The following is a 15,588-nucleotide window of genomic DNA, read 5'->3' as shown; positions in this document are numbered from 1 at the left end:
TGAGTCGCCGTGCTTGGTTCGCACTCCTCAGCAGAGAGCGACATAAGTCCAATCAGAGATCACATTGGACGTTCAGACGCTTCACGATTTTGAGGCCCGCCCGCCTGGTAGGACCATCCCACATGCTCATGGCCGCCGTGTGGATTCTGTTGCGGAGGGTCTCCGCATTACCACCTGCGTCACGGCCGACCTTGCGCAGCCATTCCCTTGCAGCGTTGATCGCTGCGTTGCAAGAGTCAGCGGCCGAACGTACATCCAAGACCACCTCTGATTTTGATACCTGAGCCCTCTCCGCCTGAGCGGCCGTTACCGGCAAGGCGACGATTGCCGCAGCTAGCAATGAGGCGCTCATGATGCCAGCGAGGCGAGCGATCATGTGTCATCCCTTCGTGATGGCTTCTTGATCCAGTAGCAAGATCGTTAGATTATAAAGCTAGGGCGAGTGCACCGGTCAAGATCCGTCATCCACGAACGGATGGGCACCGCCTATGCCGCCCATACGCATCGCCCTCTGTCACGGCCGACTGCACGTCCTGTAGCCGCATCAACAGCTCACGGGCGAGCACGTGATGCATGTCGTAGTCGTCGAACGCCAAGATGGCGTTCCGCTCGAACGGGACCAGCGGCGGCAAATAAGGAACAAACACATCTGCCCGCACCCCGTACGGCGAGCAGTCGCCCACGGTGAAGACGGCCGCGTTGCGTCGCAGGTGCGAACACTGGGAGATCGCTTCCGGAATGCAAGTCGGGCACGTCGGGGGCGCATTGGTGTAGCCGTCGCCATCACCGCCATAACCAGAAGACAGCAGCCACCAAATCCGCCCCGTGGCCCGATCCACAGCAGAGCGGGCGCATACCTGGCACAGCCGCTTTTCCATGCAGCGCCACTGCCGCAGCGTGTTGACCGTCTTGAAGTCGGGCCGCCCGGCTCGGTTCTGACTCTGCCGAAGGCGAAGGACACCGTTGCCGAAGTCGTCGCGGTGCGACACGACGTAGCCCAGTCGCAGCCCGCCACGGCGCGGTGCCCACTTCAGTGGAGGGTTCTGAGTCTCGCCTGTCCACCCGATCACGTACGGGTAGCGGAACGCTGTCTCACTCACCTTGGCTCTGCTCATGCGGCTGCTCCCGCGTTCTGCGCTACCAGCAGAGCAACGCGGCCCGGCTGTGACGCCGGTACGACCTCCACCCTGTCGGGCCTGATCTCGTTGTCAGGTCTCCTGCGGGTCAGCTCGACCATGTACGCGCCCGAGCGAACCCCGATGGTCACCGTGGCGACCCGCCAACCCGCATTGGCGTAGATGACGAGCTGAGGCGGATACCGAAGCTTTTCGACGAACGGGCCAGGATGCGCCCCACACTCGATCACAAGCCGCTTGATCAGTTGCGCGTTCACGCCTTCGGCCGTCAGATGCTCAAGGACCCGGTCGAGGGCGACGTTCTGGGCTGCCGCCTCCGCCTCCCGGATCGGCTGCCCCAACAGGTCTTCGGCTGATGCGGTTGTGTGAGTGACGGCCATGTCTTGACCGTAGGGACGGGTTGCAGCAGCGCTCAAGGATTTTGCAGCAGTTTGCGCGTCATGCCGTCCGCAGCTCATCAAGCGCTGAAGTGATCACCTCTCGGGCTGCTGCGCCATACACCGCTAGGTCGCTCAGGCCCTGGAATGCCTTGCTATACAGGGCGATCTCATGGGGCTGAGTAATTGCAATCTCTGCTGATATCGCTTCCACATGCACCATCCGCTCATCGAACATGATGAACTGATTTGTCGGCACTTCGTATGGCGCCGTCGCGGGGACGATCCCTAGACGCATTCGCGCAAGCGACGAGACAGCAAGGAGCCGGTCCAACTGGCCGATCATGACATCCGGCCCGCCGACACGTGTCCTTAGCGCCTGCTGGGCAATGATGACATGGAAGCGGTGATCACCCCTGTATAGGATCTGCTGCCGTTCCATTCGTGCCGACACCCCAGCGTCCAGATCGTCTGGAATGCCATAGAAAACTATCACCTTCGACATGACCGCTGTGGCGTACTCGGCTGTGTGCAGAATTCCAGGGATGAGTACCGGCTCATACCAGCGAAACAACTTAGTTTCAGCCTCGATGCGTATTGAAGCCTCTTGGCGCTTCCTGGTGCCGGTGTAGAGATTTCGCCGCCACTCGACGTACATCGTTTCGATGTTTCTGACGGTGGCGATTAGGTCCGGTATCTGGTCTAGCGCGTTGCAGTGCCTAGACCACGACTCGATGTCGGCCTCAGAAGGTGTTTGCTTCCCGTATTCAATCCTGGACACCTTGGAACTGTGCCAACCGGCCAGCAACGCGAGTTGCTGACCGGACAGCCCAGCGTCCTTACGGAGGTCTCGAAGCCTGCTCCCGAGGGCTTCTTTGGCTTGGTGAACTGTGCTCGACAAGGAAGACGCTCACCCTGCCACGTAGGCGTCATGCGGAATCGCACGACTCCAAGTTTCCTGTCGGGCCTTCCTGCACAGGTCAATTACTTCCGGATAGCGGATCTCTACGCCGCCCAGAAATTGGCCGCTCGTCTCAAAGACCGTGAAGATAAGGCGAGTGTCATCGAATAGCCAGAAGTCGTCGGTTGGCAGTTCGACATCTGTAGCCCGGTCGCGAGAAAGCCAGCGAATCTCTTCTCCGGCCGCGATGTTGAGAGGAGCGACCGTTAGCCCCCATCGTGTGTAGTCGGTATGAGGGATCGAAACGATACGAACTCTCTTGATCGTTCGATGGGCTTCTGTGACTTCACGGACAAGGGAGAGCCATGGCTGATGCCACGCAAAGTCATCTGGTTCGCCTGCGAGAAACTGGGCGAACGGCCCTCTCTCTTCTGGAGTGTTATACGAGTCCTTCAGTTCGAGATGGAAGGCGGTCCTTTTGAAGGTTCGGAAGAGACTCTCGAACTCATCACCCTTCAGCAATTCCATACGGGTTGTCCTCGGGTAGATGCTGCATGAGCTTCTTGGGGACCGCGAGCACTGTTTCGTGGTCCGGAATGTCGAGCTGGGCCAGGACCTCCGGATCGGTTACCTTCCAGCCCTGGAGGATGTAGACATCCTTCCCGTACATGGTCCCATCCGTGTCGTACAGGGTCGGAGATCCTCCGCCTTGGGTCTCCTTGCCGAGGAACCTAATCCGCATCGCTGGCCTCCTGAGCCGGATTGCAGATGATTGAGCATGTCCCCGCGATTTTTGATCGACTGTGCGCAAACGTCAACCCTGCCAACGGTTGTCGCACCCGCCAGCCACGCCGGATGTGGTCAGCACAACGTCAGTGCCGGTGCTGACAACAGCGGTGATCAACCCGGAACAACAAGAAGCCCCAGACTTCCGGCGAGTGCGACAGTCTGGGGCGTCGAGCTAGGTGGGCGGCTCTTCTACCTGGGGGAACGTGTTGGGATGCCTACGAACGTCGCTCCGCCGTCGAGTTGCCGTTGATCAAAAAAGTCGTCACCCTTGTCGTCGACGACGATGAACGCGGGGAAGTCGACCACCTCGATCTTCCACACCGCCTCCATCCCCAGCTCCGGATATTCCAGGACCTCCACCTTCTTGATGCAGTCCTGAGCCAGCCTGGCCGCGGGCCCGCCGATGGAGCCCAGGTAGAAGCCTCCGTGCTCCCTGCAGGCGTCGGTCACCTGCTTCGACCGGTTGCCCTTGGCCAGCATCACCATCGAGCCGCCGGCGGCCTGGAAGCGCTCCACGTAGGAGTCCATCCGCCCCGCGGTCGTGGGGCCGAACGAGCCCGACGCGTAGCCCTCCGGCGTCTTGGCCGGACCCGCGTAGTAGACAGCGTGATCCTTCAGGTACTGCGGCATCTCGCCGCCCGCGTCGAGCAGGTCGGCGATCTTCGCGTGCGCGATGTCGCGGGCGACCACGAGCGGACCGGTCAGCGAGAGCCGCGTCTTCACCGGATATTTCGACAGCTCGGCAAGGACATCCGGCATAGGCCGGTTGAGGTCGATGCTGACGACGTCGTCCGAGAGGTGCTCGTCGGTGGTCTCCGGCAGGAAGCGGGCCGGATCGGTCTCCAGCTTCTCCAGGAAGACGCCCTCCGGCGTGATCTTGGCCAGCGCCTGCCGGTCGGCCGAGCAGGACACGGCGATGGCCACCGGGCAGGAGGCGCCGTGCCGGGGCAGCCGGATGACGCGTACGTCGTGGCAGAAGTACTTGCCGCCGAACTGGGCGCCGATCCCGAGCTTCTGCGTCAGCTCGAAGACCTTGGCCTCCAGCTCCAGATCGCGGAAGCCGTGCGCGGAGGGGGAGCCCGAGGTGGGGATCGAGTCGAGGTAGCGGGCGCTGGCGTACTTGGCCGTCTTCAGCGCGTACTCGGCCGATGTGCCGCCGACCACGATCGCCAGATGGTACGGCGGGCAGGCCGCGGTGCCGAGCGAGCGGATCTTCTCCTCCAGGAAGGCCAGCATCCGCTTCTCGTTCAGCACGGCCTTGGTCTCCTGGTACAGGAACGACTTGTTGGCCGATCCGCCGCCCTTGGCCATGAACAGCAGTTTGTACTCGTCCGCGTGACCGTAGGGGTCCTCGGCGTAGAGCTCGATCTGGGCGGGCAGGTTGCTGCCGGTGTTCTTCTCCTCCCACATGCTCAGCGGCGCCATCTGCGAGTAGCGCAGGTTGAGGCGCGTGTAGGCGTCGTAGACGCCGCGCGAGATGTGCTCGGCGTCGCGCCCGTCGGTGAGGACGTGGCGGCCACGCTTGCCCATGACGATGGCGGTGCCGGTGTCCTGGCACATGGGCAGCACGCCGCCGGCCGAGATGGAGGCGTTCTTCAGCAGGTCGAGCGCGACGAACCGGTCGTTGCCGCTGGACTCGGGGTCATCGACGATCTTCCGTAGCTGGGCGAGGTGGGAGGGGCGGAGGAAGTGCGAGATGTCGTGGATCGCGGTCTCGGTGAGCAGCCGCAGCGCCTCGGGCTCCACCTCCAGGAAGCTGCGCCCGGCCGCCTCGACCCGCCGCACGCCGTCCGGCGTGATCAGCCGGTATTCGGTCTCGTCGGCGCCCATCGGGAGCAACTCGCTGTAATCGAACTCGCCCATGATCTTCCCCATTCGCCGCACAGAGCCTATCTTTTCTACCAGTCTTTTCCGGCCGGCCCGGCGGCCGTCTCGCATGGCCTTCGGACTCTTCGCGTTTTTACGGCCGGCCCGGTGGGCCCCACCCGCCGCCCAAGCGCGCACCCGTCCAGGGACACGCTCCTCCGGTGGAGGTGGCCGGCCGCCGTGACGTGCGTATCGTCGGCCGTCTGGGTGGTTTCAAAGGACGTGAGCCGCTTCCCGCTTCCTCGTGGTGGTCAGCCCGACCAGGATGCCCGCGATCACCATGGACGCGCCGATCAGGTCGAACACCGTTGGGGTGGCGATGCCCAGGACGAGCCCGGTGGTGATCGCCCCGACCGGGATGAGGCCGGCGAACAGGCCCGCGTGGCCGGGGCCGAGCTTGGGCAGTGCGGTGTACCAGAGGAAGAAGGCCAGGACGGTCACCACGACCGCCAGGTAGACGAAGCCGAGGGCCTGCGCCGGGGTCGGCGGCTGGAGCATGCCGGTGCCCTCCTTGACCAGGCCGATCGTGGCCAGCAGGGGGACGGCCAGCGCCGTCGAGTACGCCGACAGCCGGATCGCCCCCAGTTTCGGCAGCAGCGGGATGGCCAGCATCGAGAAGCTGACCTCGCCCACGAGCGCCCCCAGGCCCCACAGCAGGCCGGGCAGGTTGCCGCTGCCCAGCCCGGTGGCCAGCGTCGCGCCGGCCACCACGACGACCGCGCCGGCCAGCAGCCGGGGCGCCGGACGGCCGCCGAGCAGTGCCAGGGCGAGTGGCACGGTGCCCAGCACGGTGCCGACCAGTCCTGGGCCCGCGGCGCGGGCCGACTCGATCACGCACATGTTGAAGAGCACCAGCCCGAGCAGCGTCAGCGCGACGAGCAGCAGCGTCTCGCGCCGGTTCAGCCGGACGAACCGCAGCCCGAGCACTCGGATCACGACCAGCCAGATCACCGCCGCGGCCAGGTAGCGCACCGCCTGCCCGCCGTACACCGGATAGTCCTGGATCAGGCCCGACACACCCGCCAGCGTCCCCACGAGGAACATGGCGGCAGCCGCCCCCGGGATTCCGTTTCTCATGGAAGGGAGGCTAGGGACAGAATGGCTCAGGTAAGGAGTCCAATGTCCCGCTAAAAGGATGGACCAATGTGGCTGACCTACACATCCTGATAAATCGTGATCAGGGGGGCATCGCTGGGCAGGTCGCCTCGGAGCTCCGCGAGGCCATCCGGCATGGTCGCCTCACGCCGGGCACCCGGCTCCCGGCCAGCCGCGACCTGGCCACCGACCTCCAGGTCTCGCGCGGTGTCGTGGTCGAGGCCTACGAGCAACTGGTGGCCGAGGGCTTCCTGATCTCCCGCGTCGGCGCGGGCACCCAGGTGGCCCCCGCGCCGTCCCGCGGCTCGGTGGCGGCCGCCGCCCGCCCGGAGGTCGCCGCGTGCGGCCCGCACTACGGTCACCGCCCTACCTCGCCCGACCTCGGGTGCTTCCCCCGGGAACGCTGGCTGGCCTCCGTACGCCATGTGCTCACCACGATGCACTCCGACGTGTTCGACTACGGCGACCCCGGCGGCGTCCTGGAGCTGCGCGACGAGCTGGCCGGCTACCTGCGGCGGGTGCGGGCCGCGGACGTGCACCCCGACAACCTGGTGATCGTCGGCGGCGTGGCCCAGGGCCTCAGCCTGGCGCTGCACGTGCTAGCCAAGCGGATCGACGGCCTGCGCCTGGCCGTGGAGGACCCGAACAGCCACCGCCAGGTCCCCCTCCTCCGCCGGGCGGGCGCCGAGCTCGTCCCCGTCCCGGTGGACGACCAGGGCTTCGACGTGGCGGCGCTGCGGGCCCGTGGCGCGCACGCGGTCCTGGTCACCCCCGCTCACCAGTACCCCACCGGCGTCGTGCTCTCCCCGGCCCGGCGGGCCGCCCTCATGGAGTGGGCCGCCGAGACTGACGGTGTCGTCCTGGAGGACGACTACGACGCCGAGTTCCGCTTCGACCGTGATCCCGTCGGCTGCCTTCAGGGCCTGGCCCCCGGCCGGGTGATCCTCTCCGGCAGTGTGAGCAAGGCGCTCGCCCCCGGGCTGCGGCTCGGCTGGGTGGCGGCCCCCGCCGACCTGGCCGAGGCCATCCGGCAGGCGCGGGGCGAGCTCGACCTGGGCTCCCCGGTCATCGACCAGTACGCCCTGGCCCACTTCCTGCGTACCGGCGGCTACGACAAGCACCTGCGCCGGATGCGCAGGGAGTACCGGCGGCGCAGGGACGCCCTGGTCAAGGCGGTGGCCGAGTACCTGCCCGAGGTGCGGGTCCGGGGCATCGAGGCGGGCCTGCACGCCTACCTGGACCTGCCGCCGGGCTGGGACGAGGACGCCTTCGTGGGGCCGGCGCGGGAGCTGGGCCTGGCCGCCGACCCGGTCGGCCCGACGCGCCTGACCCCGGGCCCGCCTGCGGTCGTGGTCGGCTTCGCCCGCCTCCCCGCTCATCGGGCGGCGGAGGTCATCCAAGGCTTGAAGGTCAGAATGTCAGGACAAAATATTGACTGATGGAGAAGATCGCGCTTAGCAAGAAACCCCCACCATATTGAAGGTCAGGCGGCTTCCTTGACCCGCCGTGGCTCGAACCCCCTGGCCAGCGCGATGATCACGGCGGACAGCACCAGCGGCGCGGCGAACGCCACCTGCATGTCGCTGGCGCTGGCGATGCCACCGACCAGCGCCGCGCCCACGATGAACCCGACGTAGTTGAACAGGTTGACCCGCGCGATGGCCACCCCGGTCCCCGCCGGGTCGAGCCGTCCCGCCGCCGAGAACGACTGCGGCGCGACCACCGACAGCCCCACCCCGGTCAGGCCGAACGCCATGATGGCCAGCGGCTGGTTGGGCGCCAGGACGATGCCCAGGAAGCCGAGGGTGGCGATCGCCCCGCCGATCCTGACGATCGCGGCCGGCCCGTACCTCCTGACGGCGACGTCGCCGCCGAGCCTGATCAGCAGCGTGGTGGCCTGGTAGGCGGCGTAGGCCAGCGGGATGACACCGGGGCTCGCGGCGAGGACCTGCTGCATGTACACGGTGCTGAAGTTGGAGACCGAGGCGTCCCCGACGTACAGGAACGCCATCGCCAGGCAGAGCGGGATGATCGGCTTCCACGGGAACCCACCGGCGGCCGTCGCGGTGGAGTCCTCGACCTTCTCCTCCTCGATCGTGCACAGGAGCGGCCCGGCGTACAGGGAGCCCGCCACCGCCACGACCATCGGAATCGTCATCGTGACCACCAGCGGCAGGTCGGCCGCGGCCGACGCCCACAGCGCCCCGGCCGTGCTGAACACGCTCCACATGCAGTGGAAACCGTTCAGTACGGCCCGGCCGTACTTGCGCTCGACCGCCACGCCCTGCATGTTGATGCCCGCGTCGACCGCGCCGACCCCGAGGCCGAACAGCAGCAGCGCGGGCACCAGCAGCGGCACGCTCGGCGCGAGGGCGACGAGCACCACGGCGAGGGCCACGACCGGCTGCGCGACGCGGAGCAGCGGCTTGCTGCCCCTGCGCGAGGCGAACGAGCCGGCCGCCACGCTGCCCAGGCCGGCGAAGACCGGCACGATGAGCAGCAGGATCGTCAGGGCGCCCTCGTCGAGCCGGTGTTTGGTCTGCAGGTTCGCGACCTGGGCGAGCAGCGTGATGAACGAGAGACCCTGCACCGCGTACACGACGAACGTGGCTATGCGGGCCTGGCGATCACGAGGAGTCGGCACGGCGGCCTCCAGATGGGGGGAACGTGAGGCGCGGTCAGGTTAGCCGCTTGGCCAGCTCTTTCGCCACCTCGTCGCCGTCCTGTGACACACCCGGTGACCTCACGAGCGTGGGCGTGTGCGCGGCGGCCCAGACGCCCAGGGCGATCAGCGCGGCCACCTCGGTGACCGCCAGCACCCGTTCGACCAGGCCGAGCGGCATGACCCGCCACCACGGCAGCCCGTTGTGCGCCCCGTACAGCGCCATCGCGCCCATGCCCGTCACCCACAGCACCGAGCCCAGCCCGGACGCGAACGCGGTCAGCGCGGCCCCCCGCCGCTCCGCGCGCCGCCAGGACCGCGCGATGACCACCGCCGCGATGGGCAGGCTGAGGAAGGCCACGAAGCTGCCGGTCCGGTGGAGGACGCCGCTCAAGGTCGGCGCGAGGGACCAGTCCTGCTTGGGGAACCAGGCGGCGACGAAGAGCCCGGCGCTCCAGAGCGCCAGCGTCAGCGTGCCGACGATCCCGGCCAGCCGCCTGCGGGTCAGCGACACGCAGATGGCCGCCGACCCGCCCGCCAGCAGCGCGACGCCGAGCCCGAAGATCCAGCCCTCGGGCCCGAGGCCGTGCTGGCTGATGGTCCGCCGCAGCGGGTCGATCTCGCCGAGGCCGGCCACATCGAGGCCGATGATCACCGTGACGCCGGCCGCCACCGCGCCGAGTCCCCATCGTGCGGGTTGATGCACGAGCCCCCCTCTTCGCCGTCTTTGTCGAGACAACAGCGGGAAAAGGGAACGGATTCCTGGTGGATCAGCCCAGCGCCCGTCGTACGAGGTCATCGCTGAGCTCGCGCAGCCGCTTCCGCGCCGCGCGGTCGTACGCCTGGGCGTCGGCCCGGCTCTCCCGCTGCCCGTTGAAGTAGCGGCCGCTCACGCCGTCCAGCCCGTCGATCAGCCGCCGCGTCGCCGCCACGCCCTCGTCGACCGTGCTCATCACCGGGGCTCCCGCCACGCGGACCATGGTGGTGTCCATGTACGTGGCCGGATGCAGGGCGTTGACCGTCACACCCTGCCCGGCCAGCTCCTCGGCCAGGTCGAAGGTGAACATGATCTGCGCGAGCTTGCTCTGGCTGTAGGCGCGCTGCCGCCCGTAGCCGCGGGTCAGCATCGGGTCGGCGAAGTCGATCGCCTGCTGCCCGGCCGAGGCGACGTTCACCACCCGCGACGGCGCCGACTTGACGAGCAGCGGGATCAGCCGCCGGGTCAGGTGGTATCCGGCCAGGTAGTTGACCGCGAAGCGGAGCTCGACGCCGTCCTCGCTCTCCTCGCGGCCGGAGCCCGGCGGCCCGCCGCCCATCCCGGCGTTGTTGACCAGCACGTCGATCCGGTCGAACCGGTCGAGCACCTCGTCGGCCAGCCGGTCCACCTGGCTCAGATCGCCGAGGTCGGCCAGGACGCCCTCGGTGGTGCCGCCCGCGCCGGCCCGCGCCTGCCGTACCCGCTCAGGGTCGCGACCGTGCACGATGACGCGGTCGTCGGCGGCGAGCCGTCGCGCCAGCTCCCGCCCGAGCCCGTCCGTCGCGCCGGTGATCAGGATCGTCCTCATGCCTTCAGCCTGCCTCCTCCGTCGACGGTCAGCACCGTTCCGGTGACGAAGGAGTTGCCCACCACGTAGGCGATCGTCGCCGCCACGTCCTCCGGCCGGCCCACCCGGCCGACCGGCGAGCTCCCCGCCGCGTGGGCGAACACGGCCGCTCGCGCCTCGGCGGGCAGCCCCGACCACCACTCGGTGTCGATCACGCCGGGGGAGACGGCGTTCACCCGGATCGGGCCGAGCTCGACCGCCAGGCCGGGCACCGCGGACTCGAGCGCGCCGTTCACCGCCGCCAGAGCGGAGACGCCGGGGAAGGCCGAGCCCGCCGACGCCGCCGTCACGAACGTGATCGAACCCTCGGGGTCGAGCACGTCCAGAGCGGCCTGCGCGGTCAGCAGGTGCGGGATCAGCTTGTTCTGTACGGCCTCGACCAGCGCCTCCCGCGTCAGCGAGCGCAGCGGCCCGGCGCCGCCGCGGCCGGTCACGGTGACGATCAGATGGTCGACGACACCCGTCCGGCCGAAGAAATCGCGCATCGCCTCGGTGTCGCGGGCGTCCACGGCCTCTCCGGAGGCCCGGTCGCCGAGCTGCTTCACCGCGGCCGCCACCCGCTCGGCGGTCCGGCCGGTGATGACGACCTCGGCGCCGTCGCCCGCCAGCCGGGCCGCGGTCGCCAGCCCGATGCCCGTGGTGCCACCAATGATCACGACTCGCATCGCTTTCTCCTAATTCGAGACATCCTGCCTCGAAACTATAAAACGAGGCACGCTGTCTTGTAAAGTGGCGGACATGGTAGGCAGACCACGCAGCGAGGTGGCCAGGAAGGCGATCCTCAAGGCCGCGCTCGACCTGTGCGAGCGCGACGGATACCCGAATGTCACCCTGAAGGGCATCGCCGACGCGGCGGGTGTCGGCAGGCAGACCCTCTACCGCTGGTGGCAGTCCAAGGGCGAGGTGCTGATGGAGGCGATGACCGACCTGGTCGGCGCCGAGCTGCCGCTCCCGCCGGTCAGCGGCGACGCGGGCGCGGACCTGGTCGCGTTCCTGCGCGAGACGTTCGCGGTGGCCCACGGCGTGGCCGGGCAGGTGGTCGTGGGTCTCATGGCCGAGGCCCAGTCCGACCCCGCGTTCGGCGCGGAGCTGCGGGCCAGGCTCATCGGGCCGCGTCGGCAGGCCCTGCGCTCGGTGCTGGAACGCGGCGCGCTCCCCGCCGACGTGGACGTGGAGCTCGCGGTCGATCTGATCTTCGGCGCCATGTGGTACCGCTTGCTCAACCGCCACGCCGAAGTCGACGAGACACTCGCGGAGGAGATCGCGGCCCTGGTCGCGCGAATCGGCTGACTTTCGGCGCGCATCCGGCTGACTTTCGGCTGGGGCACCGCCCGAGGCACGAGCGAACAGCCCGGCTGCCGGATATCGTCAGAAGTGTGAATGAACGCCCGGGATCCTGGTTGCCGCGCCTGCAAGAAGTCGGAGAACGGCTGGCTGAGGAATGGGTCTCGGCACGCCGCCCCAAAGACGAGGAAAGCGCCCCGGCACCGCACGAACTGCGGGCCTCCGACGACGATCGCGAGCGTTTCGTCCAGGTGCTGCAGGACGCCCACGCCGACGGCCGCCTCATGCTCGACGAGCTGGAGGAACGGCTCGGGGTCGTCTACTCGGCGCGGACGCTGGGCGAGCTCGCCGCGGTGACGGCCGACCTGCTGCCCGCCGAGCAGCAGCCGCTGAACCTCGACGGCAGGCCGGTGTCGGCGTTCTTCAAGAAGGAGCAGCGCGGCGGACGCTGGGTGGTGCCCGCTGAGCTGACCGTCACGGCCATGTTCGGCACCACCAAGCTGGATTTCCGCGAAGCCATCCTGCAGAACCGGCGCATCGTGATCAACGCCACGCTGGTCTTCGGCGGCCTCGAGATCCACGTGCCCGAGGGTCTCGAGGTGATCCGCGTCGCGAAGGGCAGCACGGTCCGGCTGACCAAGCAGCCGACCGAGCCGGGAGCGCCGGTGGTCGAGGTGCACACCACCAACTTCGCGGGCGACGTCAAGGTCAAGGAACCACCCCGCCGCAAGCGCCGCCGCTGAGTCCTGTCCAGCCGCTACCCGGCCGTGTCGAAGTTGATCGCGCTGTAGGCGCGCAGCTTCGTGAGCTGGTGTTCGCTGTCCACCTTGCGGATGGTGCCGGAACGCCCGCGCATCACCAGCGAGTGCGTCAGCGCCACCCCGCCCCTGAACCGTACGCCCTGCATGAGCTCGCCCTGCGTGATGCCCGTCGCCGCGAAGAACACGTCCTCGGACCGCACCAGGTCGTTCGTGGTCAGCACTTGGCCGAGGTCGTGCCCGGCGTCGATCGCCTTCTGCCGCTCGGCGTCGTCGCGTGGCCACAGCTTGCCCTGGATCACGCCGCCCATGCACTTGAGCGCGCACGCGGCCACGATGCCCTCGGGCGTGCCGCCGATGCCCAGCATCAGGTCGATGCCGGTGTCGGCGCGGGCCGCCATGATCGCGCCCGCCACGTCGCCGTCGACGATGAACTTGATCCGCGCCCCGGTCTCCCTGATCTCCTTGACCATCTGCTCGTGCCGCGGGCGGTCGAGTACGACGACCGTCACGTCAGAGGACGAAACCCCCTTGGCCCTGGCGACGGCCGCGATGTTGGCGGACACCGGAGCCTCGATGTCGACCACGTCGGCGGCCTCGCAGCCGGTGACCAGCTTCTCCATGTAGAACACGGCCGACGGGTCGTACATCGAGCCACGCTCGCTCACCGCGATCACCGACACCGCGTCGGGCATGCCGAGCGCCGTCAGCCGGGTGCCGTCGATCGGGTCGACGGCCACGTCGCAGTCGGCGCCGCTGCCGTCGCCGACCCGCTCGCCGTTGAACAGCATCGGGGCGTGGTCCTTCTCACCCTCCCCGATGACCACCACCCCGTTCATCGACACGGTGTTGATCAACTGGCGCATCGCGTTCACCGCCGCGCCGTCCGCGCCGTTCTTGTCCCCCCGGCCCACCCAGCGGGCCGCCGCCATCGCGGCCGCTTCGGTGACGCGGACGAGTTCCAGAGCCAGGTTGCGATCAGGGGCGCGCTCTCCCGTGGCCAGCGCTGGGGGTACGGACGACTGATCGGACATGATGAAGGCCCTCCTTGTGGACAAACTGTCTCGATGGTAGTTGTCCCTGTATCCCCGGTCAGCGGAGGATAATGTGCCTGCCATGAGCAGCGATGTGGAACAACCGGCGACAGCCCGCACCTCCGGGCGAGGTGCGGCCACGCGCAGCGCGCTACTCCAGGCCGCCCGGGACGTCTTCGTCTCCAAGGGCTTCGCCGAGGCCGGCGTGACCGACGTGGTGGCCAAGGCCGATGCCAGCGTCGGCAGCCTTTACCACCACTTCTCCGGCAAGGCCGACCTCTACCTCACGCTGTTCGAGGAGTGGCAGGCCAGGCAGGCCCAGCGGACCAAGCAGGCCGCCCGCGAGGCCCGCGCCGAGGGAGAGAACGACCCGATGCGGGTCTTCATCCGCGCCGCCCGCGCCTATCTCGACGGCTGCATCGAGGAACGCGAGCTCGCCGCGCTGTTCCTGCGCGGCGACGGGCCGCCCGGCTTCGAGCTGGTCATGCGCGCCCGCCTGCGCAAGTGGGCCGAGCGCAACGCCGCGCTCTTCGAGGACGACGAGGGGGCCCTGGTCGTCGTCCTCACCGGCGCTCTCGCGGCCGCCGTCTCCGAGGTGGTGCTCTCGGACGACCCCAAGCTGGCCGCGGACGTGCTCGCCATCATCGGCCAGATCCGCCCGGCCGCTTCGGCAGGCGGCACCACCAGCGGGTAATCTCGCCAGTTGTGCGACGGTTCACCGAAGGTATCTATGGCTACGTGGTAGCCCTGCTCGTCTGTCTCGCGGGGGTGGGGCTGTTCCTGCTGGTCACGCCGCAGAGCCGGGAGCAGCACATTCCCAAGCTCGACTACTCGATGACCGTCGCCAACTTCGGCCATGACGTGCCGTACCAGGTGTGGGCGCCCGCGAAGGACCCGGCGGGCTGGGTCCCCAACAGCAACAAGATCGCCAAGGGCTCCGGTGGGGCCCAGGTGCTCTACCTGGGCTACGCGACGGCCAAGATGCAGCACGCCATGTTCGTGCAGAGCGACGAGAAGCCGGCCGCCGGGTTCGCCGACCGGATGGCCAACTCCAACCGGGTCGTGGGCACCCAGCAGGTGGCCGGACAGCCGTGGGAGCAGCGCTTCCGCGAGGACAAGAACCAGCGCTCCCTGGTCCGGGTGCTGCCGGAGGTCACGCTGGTCGTCACCGGCACGGCCGACTGGGCCGAGCTGGGCGAGCTGGCCGCCGACCTGCGGCAGCGGCCGAAGCCGACGGGCTGACCCGTGGCACGGGTCTCCCCGGCGGGCCAGGGCGCGGATGTCGGTTCCTGACCCTAAGGTGGTGCGCGTGGCAGACGAGAAGGCACCCGCAGCAGATGAGAAGGCACCCTCATACGAGCAGGCCCGCGAGGAGCTGACCGAGGTGGTGCGCCGCCTGGAGACGGGCGGGCTCACCCTGGAGCAGTCGATCGAGCTGTGGGAGCGCGGCGAGAAGCTGGCCGCCATCTGCGAGGAGTGGCTGCAGGGAGCCAGGGTGAAGCTCGCCGCCGCCATGGCCCGCCGCGCCGACCCCACCGCCGCCCAGTCGGACGACGCGCCGTTCTGACCGCCTGTCGCGTCAGCCGTGATAGCCGCTCAACGCGTCAGGCGGGGTGGCGGCGCATCGCTCAGGCGGCGCGGTGAAGGGCCACCACCGGGATGCGGCGGGTGGTCTTCTCCTGATACTCCGCGAAACCCGGGGCGATCTCCACCACCTGGGCATAGAGCTTGTCGCGCTCCTCGTCCCCCACGACCTCGGCCGTGACCTCGAACGTCTCCGTCCCGATCTCGACGGTCACCTCCGGGTTGGCGACCAGGTTGTGGTACCACGCCGGGTGGTGGTCGGCGCCCGCGTAGGAGGCGACGACGATGTAGCGGTCACCGTCCTCGAAGTACATCACCGGGCTCGTCGTACGCTTGCCGCTCTTGGCGCCCGTGGTCGTGAGAAGCACCAGGTTGGCGCCCTCGAACATGCCGCCGACCTTGCCCTCGTTGGCGCGGAACTCGGCGATGATCTGCTCGTTGAAGTCGTTGGCCATGCTCGGCTCCTTGAATCGGAAATTTCTCCGGTTAAGGCGCCCA

Annotated in this window: 20 protein-coding genes; 6 read left to right on the top strand and 14 right to left on the bottom strand. The window is 68.3% G+C overall.

Features of this window, described 5'->3' with window-relative positions:
- Positions 1-52 precede the first annotated feature (52 nt).
- The 8 genes from AB0F17_RS54630 to AB0F17_RS54595 all read right to left on the bottom strand — a co-directional run bounded on the left by AB0F17_RS54630 (position 53) and on the right by AB0F17_RS54595 (position 6,146).
- Entirely contained in the window at positions 53-376 is a 324-nt protein-coding gene (locus AB0F17_RS54630; protein ID WP_358041448.1) for a hypothetical protein, read from the bottom strand.
- 85 nt (positions 377-461) lie between these two features.
- On the bottom strand, positions 462-1,115 hold the full coding sequence (locus AB0F17_RS54625; RefSeq protein ID WP_358041445.1) for a hypothetical protein: 654 nt from the start codon (positions 1,113-1,115) through the stop codon (positions 462-464).
- On the bottom strand, positions 1,112-1,516 hold the full coding sequence (locus AB0F17_RS54620; RefSeq protein ID WP_358041443.1) for a hypothetical protein: 405 nt from the start codon (positions 1,514-1,516) through the stop codon (positions 1,112-1,114). The genes AB0F17_RS54625 and AB0F17_RS54620 overlap by 4 nt, the downstream gene beginning before the upstream one ends.
- 58 nt (positions 1,517-1,574) lie before the next feature.
- The gene (locus AB0F17_RS54615) at positions 1,575-2,414 is read right to left on the bottom strand and encodes a helix-turn-helix transcriptional regulator (RefSeq protein ID WP_358041441.1); all 840 of its coding nucleotides are present in this window, start codon (positions 2,412-2,414) and stop codon (positions 1,575-1,577) included.
- Positions 2,415-2,423: 9 nt separating this feature from the next.
- The gene (locus AB0F17_RS54610) at positions 2,424-2,942 is read right to left on the bottom strand and encodes a DUF6879 family protein (RefSeq protein ID WP_358041438.1); all 519 of its coding nucleotides are present in this window, start codon (positions 2,940-2,942) and stop codon (positions 2,424-2,426) included.
- The gene (locus AB0F17_RS54605; protein ID WP_358041435.1) at positions 2,923-3,156 is read right to left on the bottom strand and encodes a hypothetical protein; all 234 of its coding nucleotides are present in this window, start codon (positions 3,154-3,156) and stop codon (positions 2,923-2,925) included. The genes AB0F17_RS54610 and AB0F17_RS54605 overlap by 20 nt, the downstream gene beginning before the upstream one ends.
- A gap of 236 nt (positions 3,157-3,392) precedes the next feature.
- On the bottom strand, positions 3,393-5,066 hold the full coding sequence (locus AB0F17_RS54600; protein WP_358041432.1) for a fumarate hydratase: 1,674 nt from the start codon (positions 5,064-5,066) through the stop codon (positions 3,393-3,395).
- Between the two features lie 216 nt (positions 5,067-5,282).
- On the bottom strand, positions 5,283-6,146 hold the full coding sequence (locus AB0F17_RS54595) for a DMT family transporter (protein WP_358041429.1): 864 nt from the start codon (positions 6,144-6,146) through the stop codon (positions 5,283-5,285).
- A gap of 68 nt (positions 6,147-6,214) precedes the next feature.
- Here AB0F17_RS54595 and AB0F17_RS54590 point away from each other — a divergent pair, with 68 nt between their 5' ends.
- Entirely contained in the window at positions 6,215-7,603 is a 1,389-nt protein-coding gene (locus tag AB0F17_RS54590; protein WP_358041426.1) for a PLP-dependent aminotransferase family protein, read from the top strand.
- A 44-nt stretch (positions 7,604-7,647) separates the two neighbouring features.
- Here AB0F17_RS54590 and AB0F17_RS54585 read toward each other — a convergent pair whose 3' ends face one another.
- From AB0F17_RS54585 to AB0F17_RS54570, 4 genes are all read right to left on the bottom strand, one after another.
- Positions 7,648-8,808: an MFS transporter gene (locus AB0F17_RS54585; protein ID WP_358041423.1), complete on the bottom strand. Its 1,161-nt coding sequence runs from the start codon at positions 8,806-8,808 to the stop codon at positions 7,648-7,650.
- Positions 8,809-8,842: 34 nt separating this feature from the next.
- Positions 8,843-9,532, bottom strand: coding sequence for a DUF998 domain-containing protein (locus AB0F17_RS54580; RefSeq protein ID WP_358041420.1), 690 nt, complete (start codon positions 9,530-9,532; stop codon positions 8,843-8,845).
- Between the two features lie 64 nt (positions 9,533-9,596).
- Entirely contained in the window at positions 9,597-10,391 is a 795-nt protein-coding gene (locus AB0F17_RS54575) for an SDR family NAD(P)-dependent oxidoreductase (RefSeq protein WP_358041417.1), read from the bottom strand.
- The gene (locus AB0F17_RS54570) at positions 10,388-11,095 is read right to left on the bottom strand and encodes an SDR family oxidoreductase (protein WP_358041414.1); all 708 of its coding nucleotides are present in this window, start codon (positions 11,093-11,095) and stop codon (positions 10,388-10,390) included. The genes AB0F17_RS54575 and AB0F17_RS54570 overlap by 4 nt, the downstream gene beginning before the upstream one ends.
- A 73-nt stretch (positions 11,096-11,168) precedes the next feature.
- Here AB0F17_RS54570 and AB0F17_RS54565 point away from each other — a divergent pair, with 73 nt between their 5' ends.
- Positions 11,169-11,720 carry a TetR/AcrR family transcriptional regulator gene (locus tag AB0F17_RS54565; RefSeq protein ID WP_358041411.1) on the top strand — a complete coding sequence of 184 codons (552 nt, stop codon included), beginning with the start codon at positions 11,169-11,171 and terminating at the stop codon, positions 11,718-11,720.
- Between the two features lie 86 nt (positions 11,721-11,806).
- Positions 11,807-12,457: a DUF1707 domain-containing protein gene (locus AB0F17_RS54560; protein ID WP_358041409.1), complete on the top strand. Its 651-nt coding sequence runs from the start codon at positions 11,807-11,809 to the stop codon at positions 12,455-12,457.
- A gap of 14 nt (positions 12,458-12,471) precedes the next feature.
- On the opposite strand, the gene glpX is transcribed toward AB0F17_RS54560, so the two are convergent.
- Positions 12,472-13,506 carry a class II fructose-bisphosphatase gene (gene glpX, locus AB0F17_RS54555; protein ID WP_358041406.1) on the bottom strand — a complete coding sequence of 345 codons (1,035 nt, stop codon included), beginning with the start codon at positions 13,504-13,506 and terminating at the stop codon, positions 12,472-12,474.
- Positions 13,507-13,588: 82 nt separating this feature from the next.
- On the opposite strand from glpX, the gene AB0F17_RS54550 reads away from it, so the two are divergent.
- From AB0F17_RS54550 to AB0F17_RS54540, 3 genes are all read left to right on the top strand, one after another.
- Entirely contained in the window at positions 13,589-14,200 is a 612-nt protein-coding gene (locus tag AB0F17_RS54550; RefSeq protein ID WP_358041403.1) for a TetR/AcrR family transcriptional regulator, read from the top strand.
- Between the two features lie 11 nt (positions 14,201-14,211).
- Complete coding sequence (locus AB0F17_RS54545; RefSeq protein WP_358041400.1) at positions 14,212-14,748, top strand: DUF4245 domain-containing protein; 537 nt, start codon at positions 14,212-14,214, stop codon at positions 14,746-14,748.
- Between the two features lie 67 nt (positions 14,749-14,815).
- Positions 14,816-15,073, top strand: coding sequence for an exodeoxyribonuclease VII small subunit (locus AB0F17_RS54540; protein WP_358041397.1), 258 nt, complete (start codon positions 14,816-14,818; stop codon positions 15,071-15,073).
- 61 nt (positions 15,074-15,134) lie between these two features.
- Here AB0F17_RS54540 and AB0F17_RS54535 read toward each other — a convergent pair whose 3' ends face one another.
- Positions 15,135-15,545: a nitroreductase family deazaflavin-dependent oxidoreductase gene (locus AB0F17_RS54535; RefSeq protein ID WP_358041394.1), complete on the bottom strand. Its 411-nt coding sequence runs from the start codon at positions 15,543-15,545 to the stop codon at positions 15,135-15,137.
- Positions 15,546-15,588 lie beyond the last annotated feature (43 nt).

Source organism: Nonomuraea sp. NPDC026600, assembly GCF_040638335.1.
Classification (GTDB): domain Bacteria; phylum Actinomycetota; class Actinomycetes; order Streptosporangiales; family Streptosporangiaceae; genus Nonomuraea.
This window is presented reverse-complemented; position numbering and strand designations above follow the sequence as displayed.

Bases quoted from the DNA above. Each gene is read 5' to 3' on its own strand.
- AB0F17_RS54630 (WP_358041448.1), bottom strand. From the start codon at position 376: ATGATCGCTCGCCTCGCTGGCATCATGAGCGCCTCATTGCTAGCTGCG.
- AB0F17_RS54625 (WP_358041445.1), bottom strand. From the start codon at position 1,115: ATGAGCAGAGCCAAGGTGAGTGAGACAGCGTTCCGCTACCCGTACGTG.
- AB0F17_RS54620 (WP_358041443.1), bottom strand. From the start codon at position 1,516: ATGGCCGTCACTCACACAACCGCATCAGCCGAAGACCTGTTGGGGCAG.
- AB0F17_RS54610 (WP_358041438.1), bottom strand. From the start codon at position 2,942: ATGGAATTGCTGAAGGGTGATGAGTTCGAGAGTCTCTTCCGAACCTTC.
- AB0F17_RS54605 (WP_358041435.1), bottom strand. From the start codon at position 3,156: ATGCGGATTAGGTTCCTCGGCAAGGAGACCCAAGGCGGAGGATCTCCG.
- AB0F17_RS54600 (WP_358041432.1), bottom strand. From the start codon at position 5,066: ATGGGCGAGTTCGATTACAGCGAGTTGCTCCCGATGGGCGCCGACGAG.
- AB0F17_RS54595 (WP_358041429.1), bottom strand. From the start codon at position 6,146: ATGAGAAACGGAATCCCGGGGGCGGCTGCCGCCATGTTCCTCGTGGGG.
- AB0F17_RS54575 (WP_358041417.1), bottom strand. From the start codon at position 10,391: ATGAGGACGATCCTGATCACCGGCGCGACGGACGGGCTCGGGCGGGAG.
- AB0F17_RS54570 (WP_358041414.1), bottom strand. From the start codon at position 11,095: ATGCGAGTCGTGATCATTGGTGGCACCACGGGCATCGGGCTGGCGACC.
- AB0F17_RS54565 (WP_358041411.1), top strand. From the start codon at position 11,169: ATGGTAGGCAGACCACGCAGCGAGGTGGCCAGGAAGGCGATCCTCAAG.
- glpX (WP_358041406.1), bottom strand. From the start codon at position 13,506: ATGTCCGATCAGTCGTCCGTACCCCCAGCGCTGGCCACGGGAGAGCGC.
- AB0F17_RS54550 (WP_358041403.1), top strand. From the start codon at position 13,589: ATGAGCAGCGATGTGGAACAACCGGCGACAGCCCGCACCTCCGGGCGA.
- AB0F17_RS54535 (WP_358041394.1), bottom strand. From the start codon at position 15,545: ATGGCCAACGACTTCAACGAGCAGATCATCGCCGAGTTCCGCGCCAAC.